A 13,523-nucleotide genomic window follows, 5' to 3' on the forward strand; every position below is an offset into this window, starting at 1 on the left:
GTGAATTTGGCTGTTAGAGTTCTGTTAGAATAATGACAACTAATCTTCCCTATAAGTGTTAGTCATCAATTGAAAAATCGAAATGCAATTGCATAGCTATAGGCATATATTTGTGCGAATTAAAATTGAAACAATATATTTACTAATACTGTATATTGCTATGAAAAATGAAAATCCGGCATTAGAAAAGTATGCAGAGCTAATGATCGAAAAGATGAAAGAAGTACATTCATCCAACTGGACGAAACCGTGGTTCACTTCCCGATTCAAGGGATTTCCGCAAAATCTGACAGGAAGATCATACAATAATCAGAACAAGGTTTTACTCTATTTTATTTGTGATAAATACAAATATAAAACCCCTATTTTTGTCACTTTCAACCAAGCGCGTAATGAAAAGGTACAAGTTCTGAAAGGTGCCAAAGCATTTCCTGTATCCTATTATGATTTAATCATTAAGGACAAGATAACGGGAAAGCGGGTCACAAGAGAATTCTACAAGGACCTATCACCTGCAGAACAAGAAAAATATAAAGTCATTCCATTTCTTAAATATTACAACGTGTTCAATCTAGACCAGACCAACTATTCAGAAGTCTATCCAGAAAAATGGAACGCTCTAGTTAAGAAATTTAGGTTCACCATCAATTCCAGCAACAATTTCCGGAATGCCCTACTGGATTCAACCATTGAAAAACAGACATGGCTATGTCCCATCACCCTTAAAGAGCAAGACGGAGCTTTCTACAGCCCATACAAAGATTCCATTACCCTTCCAGAAAGGTATCAATTCATTGATGATAAGGAATTCTACTACACAGCTCTTCACGAGATGGCACATTCGACCGGACATCCAGAAAGACTGGCAAGAAAATTTGGTTCCTTCGGAAGCACTGAATACGCCCGCGAAGAATTGATTGCCGAACTGTCAGCTGCAGTAACCGGACGTGATCTAGGTATGGCAGTTACCCCCAGAAAAGAAAACGCACAGTACCTAGACGGATGGTGTTCCATAATTTCGAGTGATCCGAAATTTATTATGACAATTTTAAGTGATGTCAACAAAGCAGTCACTTCCCTGGAAGAAGGTATAGGTCTGAACCGGGAACACGAGGATTCAACCGAAAAACAAAATCAGATACCAGTCATGACCGAAGATGAATATCTCGTATCGAGAGGATATGAAAATCCATTTTATTCAGTGCCCACAACACGCAAGGGAAACCTCCGGCCACAACACCAACAAAATTTATTATCAAGCATAAGCATAACACGAAGCAACAAATATGAAGCAGAACGAAATGTACTGAAAGAAGAATACAGAGCAATGCTCAGCAGAGGAGAGATACGTCAGCCTACCAAAACAGAAAGGATTATAAAAGCTGCAAATGGGCATCCTGACTTGGAAAGTACCCAGGCAGCAAGGCGTATGGCTATGGCAATGGGCATTAACTGGAAATCTGAGAAAAACGGTCTGCCGGTAATTCACCACTACTACTACGATCAACATGGGCAACTTCATACTCAATTTTATTGGAAAGATGAGATGCAAGACCGTATGGTGTGGAAATCCGGCAATGATTATATTCTTTGTACAGGGTCCCGTTCCGGCGGCGATTATACAGAACACATATTGCCTACTAAAGAAATTTTGAGGATTAAGGAACTGAATACAGTTGAACTCCAATCATCCGGATGCAGGTCATTATTAAACGACTCATCTGGAGAATTCTATATAAAGGATAAATCTGCCGGCAAGATAGAACCTTTAACCGCAAGCAATATTGATTTGGGAAAACAGCCTCCGGAAGCAATCAAGAAATTGTTGTCCGGACAACAGACAGAAATGTCCACCCAATCCGGTGCTACGCGGATAATGAGGTTAAGCAAGTCACCGATCGGCTGGACACTCAAGACCGAGAAACAATCATTGAATGCAATAGACAATGCCATTGAAATATAATCAATAATTACAAAACAAAATGCTTATGAAACCACTAAAAGAACTCATTAACGACATTCTCAATTCTTCGGAAAACAAAGAGTTAGAAAATATCAAGAGAAATCCGACAATGATTAAAGAGATAACTAATCCGACAGAAGCACAACAGCTGGCTGCCGTAAGGAGTTCTTCTCATGCAATAAAATATATAAAGGAACCTACAAAAAAAGTACGATTCATCGCTTTAAAAGATGATATATACAACTATCGTCATATTAAGAATTTAACAGCAAAAGAGCAACTATACCTCATAAAAGAGGGAATCAGCATAAAAAACATCCAAAAACCAGTAGAAAAAGTACAACTATATGCTTTAAAATGGAGAAGGGCCTCCATTAGTGACATAAGGAATCCTACAGAAAAAGCACAACTTATAACTATAAGAAAAGACAAAGAGTTATTCTTATATATAAAAAATCCAACTATTACTGTCTGCCAGGAAGTTGCAAGAGCGTACTGTGGTAATATAGAGGTACCAGCAGATCGCAGGATTATAAAGCCTACCCAAAAGTTAGTTTCCAGTCTACAGGATACTGAAGGTTATGTTTACATAAAAGAAATGAGTCTTGATTATAATAAAGGAGATCAATATATCAATAATGAATCAGATAAAATAATGAACTGGAAGAAACAAAAACAGAAACAGATTATAGATGATTATAAATATGAAATTGGCATTGCAAAGGAAAGGGGAACAGAGCCCAATATTAAAATAGAAGAATCCGGTATTCAACAAGAAAATGGCCATAAACAAGTTAATACAAGAATCGATTATTCAAACAAACCTCAAGATAAGTATAATATTGAAGCACTCTCCAATAAAGAAGTCATAGGAACCATTTCATATTATGACTTTAATGGCAAAGTATGTGAAGTTATTGAATACAATACTGTCGAGAGCTATTTGAAAAGTATAAAAGATGAATTAAATTCTAATCCAAACGGCTTTAAATATGAAACATTAACCACAGATGCCAACATCAGAAAATCAGTAGATGACATAGTTTACGGTGCTTACGGTGAAGATAACCCACATCCTTTAGAATGGTACTCCTCGAATAATACAAAAGCAGCGATAAGTCCAGAACAATATTTATCAGAAGAACGTAATAAAATAATGCGTGAATATGCTAAAAATCCTTTTGGAGCTCTCGATAAAGAAAATATATCAGCCGAGGGTATGGATAAATGGGCAGCCGTTACCAATAAATATATGGAAATGAAAACAAACATATCAACAAAACAAATAGAATTGCAATCTTCCGGTTGTAAAACTCTGATCTATGACGTATTCTATTCTTCCGGCCAAAAAGAAAGCAGCCATTACCGCATTCTAGATAAATCCACCGGTAAGACAGAATCTATAAATGTGGGGGATATTGACCTGGAAAAGCAGTCTCCGGAAACACTCAAAAAGTTGTTATCCGGACAACAAACAGAAATGACCAATAAGTCCGGCACAAACAGTCTTGTCACTCTGAATAAAACCATAACGGGGTGGGGAATATCCGCAGTAAAACAAGTATTCAACTCAGCTGACAACTCTGCCGGCATTTAAATTATTCTGGCAACAAAAACGAAGATATAAAATGAAAGATCAAAAAGAACTACTGAAGAAATGTCTGGTAAACGATATTCCAGCCATTGTTTTCCAGGGAAGCGACAGCTGTGCTGTAGAAATTCTGCAAGCAGCGGAAAACATTTATAGGAAGAACGGTTGCAGTCCGGAGTTTTTGATAGATTTCCATGAAAATGTAGTGGAAAATTTCAGAGCATACCAACTGGAAAACTCTATAGCAACCAAGCTCCCAGATCTGACAACAAGTGAAAAAGAAGCGTTCTACATTCTTCAGGAGAAAGAAGAGGCCTATTTCCCTATTCAAATAAAAGATTTTGAACAACACTTAAAAGATTACGGATTTACCAGAACCTATGAGAATACAACATCTTATGGCAAGTATCTTTTATTAAAGGAAAAAGACTATATAGGTATCACAGGAAATAACGGAAACTATGATTTTGCCATTAATTATAGCAAAGAAAGCAATCAGATAAGCTACTTCGTTTTTTCTGACGATCCGAATTATCCGGAACGAATAGGAGACTACAACAGTCTGAAAACATGTTTCTCTGACATAATGTCCAGACACCCGTTAAAAGAAGAAAAGAACGAACTATTTACAGTAATAGAAAACTACCATCAAATGGGATACGATGATATATCCCAAGCCCTGACACAATATGCATCAGCCATAGACAACTTTTGTAACAATGCCCAATCAAAATACATAATTGAAGGTGTTTCCATATGTAAAACAGACAGCAGGCAACTAAAAGGAAATATAACAATTACCCAAAAAGGAAATATACCGGTCAGTCAGATTACAGATTTCCAGATAAAAGATAAATCCACCGGTAAAACAGAACCTCTAAACATAGGCAGTATTAATCTGGAAAAGCAGTCTCCGGAAACAATCAAGAAACTGCTGTCCGGCCACAAAGTCGAAATGACCAATAAGTCCGGCGGAAATAGTCTTGTATCTCTGAATAAGACGGTGACGGGGTGGGGGGTATCCATTGCAAAACAAATCGCCAACTCTACAGATTCGTCAGCAGAAATATAGAATAAAAAAAGTTTTTCTCCCTTTTTTCCCTATCAGTTCAAAAAAATGTGTAATTTTAAATTTTAAAAGATATGAAAATGGATTACGATGAATGCAGGGCCAAAATATCAATCATAGACATAGCAGAGGATCTCGGATATACACGCATATCGGGCAGACAAGCAACGAACTTGACCTATGTTCTTGGCACCCCCAAAAATCCAGAAGACGAAATAGTCATCTTTCCTAAAAAGAACACCTATTTCTCAAGGAAAGGCAGCTTTGACGATAAGGGAGAGCTGACCAAGTTCGTCCTTAAAAGATTGCATATGTTCTCTTATTGCACTCAGCAGGGATATAGGGGAGTCAATGAAGTTCTTTCAAGATATATGACTGGCGAAAGAATTGTCACCGGAAACGTACAAAGCCGTACAAAAGACCACACCCAGAACTACATTAAGGAATTCAATTTGAATTATTGGAATCCCCGTCCTATCAAAAAGGACAATCCATATCTGACCGTCCAAAGGAGGCTCTCACCACAGACTGTGGAGGATTTCGCCAATAGACTGTTTATCTACCAGGTAGGGAAAAACAATCATATCGGCTTTCCATTCCGCAAGCCCTCCCAGATGGAAATACTTAACTTCGAAATGAGAAACTATTTCGAAGAAACCAATACCAATTATAAAGCCTTTGCCACGGGTGGTGACAAGGCCCAAAGCTGTTGGATGGCCAATTTTGTTCCTTTTGACAAGGTTACGGACATATATCTCTTTGAATCCGCCATTGACGCAATGAGTTTCTACGAAATAAACCATTATACTAAAGAAACCACATGCGCATTCATAAGCACGGGGGGATATGTCACCAAATCCCAAATAGAGAATATAAGACGTATATTCCCATCTGATAAGGTAAAGTGGAATTGTTGCTATGACAATGATGCCAGCGGTAATGGTTTTGACATCACCACAGCATATTATCTCAAAGGCGAGGAATGTAAAGCTTTTGCAAGGACCAACACTGGAGACACATATAAGACCATCTATTTAAGTTTCCCGGATGGAAACACACTAACCTTCAAAGAAGATGCATTTTCCTCCGGCGAGTATCTTAAACAACATGGTATAGACAATGTAAATATCATCAAACCTTCACGATACAAAGATTGGAATGAACTTCTTGTCTATTACAAAAGATTTGATTTGAACCTGGGTCCAGGAATGAAATTCATCCCGGCTATCGAAAAGACCATATCCCAACTGAATCTAAGAGGATATGAACAATTGGCCAATTGTATCAGTTCTTCCACAAAAGAGCTGGTGGATTCCCTGCTTGAGCAAGCCAATTACTGCATTTCCGCACCTCTTGCCGAAAGCAGCGCTTACACTCTCATGGTAGACTGTAATATCTTCATGGGGCTGGACACAATGGTACCGGTACCAAGCAACTTATATGTTATAGAAAAGTGCACGCAAAAAAAGATATCAGCACATGCCATAAATGAATTTCTTAAAAATGAATATATAAACATTTTCAGAGACATGAGATCATCCGATTTCAAAAAATTTCTGGAAAAAAACACCCTAACTTATACAAAGGGTACTGTAGAAAAAAATTTTGAGAAAGTAATATTGACTTCTGGATGGAATATCAAACCTTCAACTTCAAAAAAAAAGAGTCTTGATTTAGAACATGGTATATAGTATAACTCCCCAACCAGTTCCAGACACCAATCATTAAAACAAGCAACTTTGTGTTTTCTGATTGGTGTCTATTTTTGATGCATATCGCTGTGTTTACTTTTCCCTATGAGAATCTCTCTTGCTTAGAAAACCGGCTGACCTTGTTTCTCAGAATCAGAAATAAACGATGTATCCTTGAAAATTCGTTTTCCGTTGGCATACTTCTCATTTCCCTCACTTTAAGCGAACAACTTTTCCTAAAGAACTTTCTTTAATTTTTGCCTTAGGCGCATATTTGTCAACTAATGCCCGAACAATCGTTTCTTGAGATTCTGTTGCAGAGGGGCTTAATGTTATTTCCAAATTCTTAAAAGCATCATCCTTTAATTTCATGTCATAATAGTCAAATGGTAAAGATTTATTGTTTAGAAGACTTTGAACTACAATAGAGTTCATTTTTGGATTAGAACTTTCCAACAAAGGATTTATTGGAAAAACATAGAGAACGAATCTAACTTCATCTTGAAACTTCCAACGATTATTTTTGTAATAACCAAAAGGTTTCATGTCCACAATTATATCTCCCCTATTTCCTTGGATATTATTTACTTGAATGGCATCCTTTGTAAAAGGGAAAATATCATCCACATATTTTATATGCCTATAAAATAAATCATTCTCATAATCTTGTATAGGAATAATAAAGAAATTAGGGTTTATCATATCCTGAGGCGGTATTTTAGAAATCATACTTTCTTCGGATTGTAAACTTTCAATTTTTAAATCGGAAATCAAATACTCTTTAAACATTTCTTGTTCAAGTGCAATTCTTATTCCTCCAGTATCGCCGCTATACATTTTCCATAGAGGAATATTTTCTTCTTTAATGTCTGTCCAACAAGAAACAAAAACATATTTGCAGAATTTCACTCCCCACGATTCTGCATTGCCTTCTTCTATATCATCTACTTTGTCCAAACGGTTGAATCGAATTGTTTGATTCTTTAGAATGAGTGCCAAAGCTTCTATATTTGTATAATGATATATTTTCATATCAATCAATTTTTAATTTTAGTAATCCTCATTTTAGTCTATTTTCAATGCCAAACTCCTTTTTTACACTTAGAATGGTTGAAACAGATTTATTTGTCAGCTTAGCAACATTCCGGATAGAATATCCCTTCTTCAATAGAGAAATAGCCTCTTTGTATTCTTCTCTTTTCTGTTCCAAGTTTTTTTTGCTTCCCGGTCTCCGTCCCAACCTCCCCCCTTTCTCAATATACAACTCCCGTCCGCTATTGAGGCGATCGATGATTCCCTGGCGTTCCATGGCTGCAAGTTCCCCTAACAAAGTAGTTACCAGCGAAGACAAAGGATTTACTGTCTTGTCAGGCCGTAATGTTTCCAAATTCAAATTTTGGATGTACACGCATACCTTATGTGTATGCAGTATATCAAGTGCCTTTAAAATTTCCAAGGTGGAACGTCCCAAGCGTGAAATCTCGGCCAGAAGTAACATATCCACCTGGTTCTGCGAATCTATGCAGTATTCCAAACAACGGCTTAATACCGGGCGGTCTACATTGGCCTTTCGTCCACTTACCTTTTCTTCAAAAACAGCAACCACCTTGTCCCCTCGTCCGGTCGCAAACCTTTCCAAATCAACAACCTGTCGTTCAGTTGATTGTCTGGTAGATTGCGAGCTTACACGTGAATAGATAACTACATTCATATCTTTTGTTTTTGTTCTTCCTTATCTATTGTTTTAAGTACCTTATCCACCTCTTTCAAAGACGGCATGATTTCCGGATCAATCCAAGAGAGAAATTCGCTAATTAACCTATACATTTTTCTTGCATAAGAAAAATCACATTTCTTATTTACAAAGCAAATAGGTTCGTTATGGTTGATACGATTCCTCAATTCACGAACTTGTGTTATCACATCATTGACTTGTTTACGTCCATATCCAGAAGGCAGCTTCTTAAATATAGTACAAGGGACACCGGATAATAGCATATAATGATGAACCTCATAAAAGCTATTCCAAAAGCCTAAGGTCTGTTCTGCTATAACCCTGCCTGCCGTAACCTTCACTCCACGATCGGAGATGTTCTTTTCAGCTTTTTGTACTTCCGTCAACAAATATTTATTAGTGACTTGTTTCTTTGTACGCTTATTTATGTGCGTCAAGGAAGAAGCTACCATAAATCCGTTTTTCTGATTTATGATCCAACTTCCATCCGAGAAATGATGCGCCAGGGCATAATGCAATTGATTTCGCAAGATAACTTCAAAGGAAGAAAGCAGCGGATGAAAAGCCTGTGCTATTTTCATATTGGCAAAATAAAGTATTACCGCCTTGTTTTTATCTCCATTCGTAGCCCGATAGTACTTTGCCACACGTGAATTTGAGTATAACCTAACTATTTTTTTATATTTCATTTTTTTGGTATTTGGAATAAGATTAGTATCTTTGCGTTGTAATGCTTGGTAAAGCCTCTGTTATCAAAACACGTAACCAAGTTAAAGATATACCCGTTCATCAAGAACGGGTTTTTCTTTTTATTCCACCTTACTTTGTGCAAAGGTAGTGAAAAATAAGTCGGTAATCACAGTCGCCGGAATATCCAGCTTTGAGAAAGCGAACATCTTTTTCCCCAAGTCTTTCAGGGATGCTCCGATATGGTACACGTCCGTTTCATCAACGATAAGGAACCGGTCATGGGAGAACTTGCATGTCCAGACATCGACGGGCGGGTACTGGTCGTTATGTCTGTCAAGGTCGAGCCGGAGCTGCGAAGTTATACGCTGCGTGTAGATGGTGGCCGTTACTCCCGGCTGCCGTTTGCTCAGCATGAGCAGCACGCTCTCATCAACATAGTTGTCAATGAGTACAAGCGACTGTCTGGCAGACTTGATAAGATCCGAAGCGAATTTATAGGCATCGAAGATCTGGCCGTCGAAGAAGATGCCCTCTACCGGGGGAAGGGATGTGCGGACAAAGAAATCAATCTTCTTTGAATGTTCGGATACAGTTTGCTCCAGCTCTGATAACCGGCGATTTATGGAATAGCCTTTCAGCAAATAATCCTTTAATACCTTGTTGGCCCATTGACGGAACAAAATACCTCTCTTGCTATTGACACGAAATCCTATGGATATGATTGCATCCAAATTATAATAAGAAATGTTTCGTACAACTTGTCGTTTACCTTCTTGGCGAACTGTTCGGAAATCCCGAACAGTTGAATTTTCTTCTAACTCTCCTTGCTCATATATATTTTTTATATGCTCACTTATATTTGCTTTACTAGACTGAAAAAGCTCAACGAGCTGCGCCTGCGTTAACCACACAGTTTCATCTTCCAGACGTACTTCTAGCTTAACGGCTTCGTCCGGCTGATATAATATGATTTCTCCTTGTTCCATTTATTTCTGTCTAATTTATAATGTAGTTATCAAGAATTACTTGACAATTATGTTCTTCATCCCATATGCTCCAAATAGAATATGTCGAACTTGTGAATACTTCTTACAGGCAGTTCATTTCTCCTCATAAATAGGAAAATAGAACGGCAAGCTTATAATATCTCTAGTGCGGTTCTTAAAGAAAATGAGTGAACGGTATCCTGAAGGGTCAATATTGCCATCCATATCTATGGCATCAATTGAAGAGTCTGAATAACTGTGAACAAATTCCTTATCTTGGCACTGCACGATACTCAAAAACTTGCCGTTCGGTAGACCAAACGTAGCGCCGACAAAATCTCGTGGAGCGTAATAGGCGTCTTGTTTTACGCAATAAGGTTCATGCGCCTCATAGTTATACGCGGCGTCTATTTTGAACGAAGCATCTTTACCGGGGCCTTCGGCATTGCGAATAATAATGCGGCTACCGTTTCCGTCCTTTTCACAGTCAATCTGCGGTTTGTCGCCATAGCAGGGGAAAACAACCGTCGTATCCCGCTGCGGTTTCAGACCGTCGCCTGGAAGCGCGGTAAGCTCGGCAAAATTGCTGGTTTCCGGTTTCGGGAGTGTTTTCAGAAAAGTATATAGCGGTATAACCAATACTCTGATTATACGGTTCTCTTTGTCTTCTATTCCGAAGAGAACTACCGGTATATTTTTACTTATTCCGAATTTTGTTGTGGAAACGTAATTTTCCTTGACCGTATATTTCATTCTCATTGCCAAACACGGGTTGTGTGCGGTGAGAAGAAAAATCAGAAAGTGGTTGCCTGCTTTACGCATCGCCAAGCCGCGTACATCTGTTGCCAGTGTTAGTCCGCTTCCGCCAAGCTCGTATACATCAAAAGCTTCGATTTTTTTTGTGTATCCGACGTTGACTTCGCAATCTTCATATTTTTTAAAGTTGTATTCTTCCCGGAATTTGTAAGCTTTCGGGCCGAAATAGGTATCCGATATATGAAGACCGTGGGCATCTAGTTTGTACGAGAATAAATCCGTAGTGGGTAGGACAATAATTTCATCGTTGGTGATTTCAATCGGTTCTGACGGCTCGACTATCTTTTGAAGACTCTCACGTCTTTCGACCTTAACTCTATTACATGAAACAGTCATAAAACTTACAATTACCAGTATAACAGTCAGTATATAATTTATCGTTCTCATAACATAACGTTTTAATTTTCAAAACAAGCATAATATCCTAATATGCTGAAACAAAAGTAATAAATTTATGCGATAATAATCCCTTATCTAAGGGATTTTCAGTTTTCGCATGAAACTAAAAACTCTACAGCTTTATGCCAAACTATTTATGACTGAGTTTATCAGAAATTGTATTATGTAGCTTTTTCTATTCAACTCTTCCCTTCATCTTCCTTGAAACTATTATTGATCTGTCTTGCGATTAGCTGGAACCAACCCTATCATCTGCATTAGCCACACTATTCCAGCTTCGAAACATACTTCCAATTTAACAGCTTCGTCCGGCTGGTGTAATCCTTGATGTTCTATATCTATGTCTTTATTGCGAAAATACACGAAATTTATTCAAAGAATTATTTCAATACAAAAAACATAGTGTATTGAAAACGAGTTTTAGATTTATTTCAATACACTATGTTAATTGGTACAAACTATATGTTGTTATGCACGACTTTAAAAGGAAACAATATTAAATCATCAGCAATGCTATTACTATTTCAACGTTAAAATAGCCAATGATTGGAATTTATATGTGTCCATTTCAATGCGCGCATCCACATTATCTATAGTAACACGAACAAGATCAGCCTTCTTATACATACTATCGAATTTCCAATAAGAGACCAACTCATGCATCTCGTCATCTCCAAAAATAAAAGAAGAAGCAAAATTATGAGTAATCACTTCGGGCTTTTTGTGAAGATGCCAGTCTGCCATTCCTAAATGAATACCTAAAGCATTATGACCCTTCACATTTTCTAACTCTATAATCCCAGAAAACGTGAACTGGTCTTTAGAATTAGGAGGAATAAAAACATAAGAATAAGTACCTTTCTCCAGAATAGGAAGCTTTGTATCACTCAGAGTAGTCGATATCCCCTCCAACAAATCCTTACCTGATTCATCAACAAAAGCTATATAATAATTATAGTTATAAGGAGGATAGAAATCATCCACATTTTTGTCACAACTACCAAGCAATAAAGATAACAAACAAAAAAACAAAGTAAAATATGTATGTTTCATAACGTATCATTTTTTAGGATAAACATATAAATTCTGTCTATCATATTCAAAATTTCCATATCCTGAATCTACATCACTAAAATTATACCATGCATTAGCTTCTCCTCCCCATCCCCAATTCATATAAAACAAAAGATAACCAGAACCGGAAGACCTTTGTGGAGCCCAGTATGCAGGAAGTCCACAACTTGAATAGCTCGGATTGGTAGAGCGATTTACAAGATACTCCACAAAATAGTTTGCACATGTATTCCACCTCTCAGCTCCTTCACACACCCAGGCATGTCCATCCCAACTAAAACCCATAAATTCCTTCTGATTTCCCCGCATATATACCGGACGATGATTGATAAATATTTCATCTTCTACTTCCCAAGATTTATGTTCCTTTAGCTCCACATTATATCCTTTAGCCCAAAAGCCAAGTGCAGCTTTACCAATAGAGGATTTAGATGCCGATTCACCATATTCCATATCCACAGCCTTACCTACATCTGCTATCAATGTTTGAGTAGCTATTGTTGCTGTTGTATTGGGCATGTCACTCCAATTATAAGTAGCAGGCCATTCATGGTATCTCATGATTTGGGCCACAGCAATAGCAACACAACCTGCAAGACAATTTTGGGGACATAACCCGTTAAAAGGACTTTTTTGACTCCATACAGTATTAATTAACGGCCCAACCCTTTCATGGGGATCTCGTTTATAGCCTACAATCGTAAATTCAAGTGGAGAACCGTAAAGTTCAGCCTTCTCAACATAACTATCATATTCTGATTGAGAAAGGAAAGAACGAGCACTGGTCAACGGGCCGAAAGAATATCCTGGACACAGTTCATATAATTCATTCATACGTTGACGAAATAACACCCCATCATTTAAAGCATCAAGAGGGGCAACTTCTACTTCTTGTTTATCATAAGCAACCCACATTCTCTGAAACTCTGCTTGGAAATCTCCACCCCAAGAACTACTTTCCACAATTTTTTGTATTGTTTTTTCCGACCAAACAGAAAATCCTGTCTTCATAGCTTCTTCTACATTCATTGAACCGGTTTCAGAATATGCAAGAATCGGATAGTAATTCTTAGTAGCGCTTACTATTACAAATCCACCACTTTCATAGTTAATTACATACATACAAGGCACACCATTTTCATTGTAAATAGTTCTTATTTCTCTAGCAGTCTTATCAGAAGTAGCTTCAGGAACAACAGAACTGTTTCTTGTGTGCACGCAATTCCCATTTCCATTGTTATTTAGAAACAAGGAACCCACTTTAGAGGCTTGACTAACTGACACAAAGTGTTCATCATCAATAATGTTAGCACAAGTAGCATCTGCTTCCATAGGAGAAATATCAAAGTTATCTTCATTACAAGAACAAAAAACTACAGCAATCCACACAAACAATAAATACTTTTTCATAGGCATTAAATTTAATAAAGATTATATAGTGATATCCTTCACACACAATCAGGGCATGAATTCGTAATAAATACACCTTGTCATCAAAGCAATTTCACC

11 protein-coding genes are annotated in these 13,523 nt (G+C 37.5%); 4 read left to right on the top strand and 7 right to left on the bottom strand.

Going from position 1 to position 13,523, the window contains the following annotated elements; translation table 11 throughout:
• The first annotated feature begins 160 nt into the window (after positions 1-160).
• The 4 genes from DWY55_RS18915 to DWY55_RS18930 all read left to right on the top strand — a co-directional run bounded on the left by DWY55_RS18915 (position 161) and on the right by DWY55_RS18930 (position 6,314).
• Positions 161-1,963 carry an ArdC family protein gene (locus tag DWY55_RS18915; RefSeq protein ID WP_165859524.1) on the top strand — a complete coding sequence of 601 codons (1,803 nt, stop codon included), beginning with the start codon at positions 161-163 and terminating at the stop codon, positions 1,961-1,963.
• A gap of 25 nt (positions 1,964-1,988) precedes the next feature.
• Positions 1,989-3,560 carry a hypothetical protein gene (locus tag DWY55_RS22055; RefSeq protein WP_165859525.1) on the top strand — a complete coding sequence of 524 codons (1,572 nt, stop codon included), beginning with the start codon at positions 1,989-1,991 and terminating at the stop codon, positions 3,558-3,560.
• Between the two features lie 31 nt (positions 3,561-3,591).
• A complete protein-coding gene (locus tag DWY55_RS18925) occupies positions 3,592-4,626 on the top strand; it encodes a hypothetical protein (protein ID WP_117952205.1) in 1,035 nt (344 codons plus the stop codon).
• 71 nt (positions 4,627-4,697) lie between these two features.
• Positions 4,698-6,314, top strand: coding sequence for a toprim domain-containing protein (locus tag DWY55_RS18930; protein WP_165859526.1), 1,617 nt, complete (start codon positions 4,698-4,700; stop codon positions 6,312-6,314).
• Positions 6,315-6,527: 213 nt separating this feature from the next.
• Here the strand turns inward: DWY55_RS18930 and DWY55_RS18940 are convergent, their stop codons facing one another.
• From DWY55_RS18940 to DWY55_RS18970, 7 genes are all read right to left on the bottom strand, one after another.
• On the bottom strand, positions 6,528-7,346 hold the full coding sequence (locus DWY55_RS18940) for a DUF2971 domain-containing protein (protein ID WP_120178248.1): 819 nt from the start codon (positions 7,344-7,346) through the stop codon (positions 6,528-6,530).
• Positions 7,347-7,374: 28 nt separating this feature from the next.
• On the bottom strand, positions 7,375-8,025 hold the full coding sequence (locus DWY55_RS18945; RefSeq protein ID WP_120178250.1) for a recombinase family protein: 651 nt from the start codon (positions 8,023-8,025) through the stop codon (positions 7,375-7,377).
• Positions 8,022-8,738 carry an Abi family protein gene (locus DWY55_RS18950; protein ID WP_120178252.1) on the bottom strand — a complete coding sequence of 239 codons (717 nt, stop codon included), beginning with the start codon at positions 8,736-8,738 and terminating at the stop codon, positions 8,022-8,024. Before DWY55_RS18950 ends, DWY55_RS18945 begins: the two co-directional genes overlap by 4 nt.
• A 120-nt stretch (positions 8,739-8,858) precedes the next feature.
• Entirely contained in the window at positions 8,859-9,725 is an 867-nt protein-coding gene (locus DWY55_RS18955; RefSeq protein WP_120178253.1) for a virulence RhuM family protein, read from the bottom strand.
• A gap of 114 nt (positions 9,726-9,839) precedes the next feature.
• Positions 9,840-10,928 (bottom strand): hypothetical protein, encoded by a 1,089-nt coding sequence (locus tag DWY55_RS18960; RefSeq protein WP_120178255.1) that lies wholly within the window; start codon positions 10,926-10,928, stop codon positions 9,840-9,842.
• A 531-nt stretch (positions 10,929-11,459) separates the two neighbouring features.
• Entirely contained in the window at positions 11,460-11,993 is a 534-nt protein-coding gene (locus DWY55_RS18965; RefSeq protein WP_117952188.1) for a hypothetical protein, read from the bottom strand.
• A 6-nt stretch (positions 11,994-11,999) separates the two neighbouring features.
• The gene (locus DWY55_RS18970) at positions 12,000-13,424 is read right to left on the bottom strand and encodes a C10 family peptidase (protein WP_243633678.1); all 1,425 of its coding nucleotides are present in this window, start codon (positions 13,422-13,424) and stop codon (positions 12,000-12,002) included.
• Positions 13,425-13,523 lie beyond the last annotated feature (99 nt).

Source organism: Bacteroides sp. AF25-38AC (assembly GCF_003602995.1).
Taxonomy (GTDB): domain Bacteria; phylum Bacteroidota; class Bacteroidia; order Bacteroidales; family Bacteroidaceae; genus Bacteroides; species Bacteroides uniformis.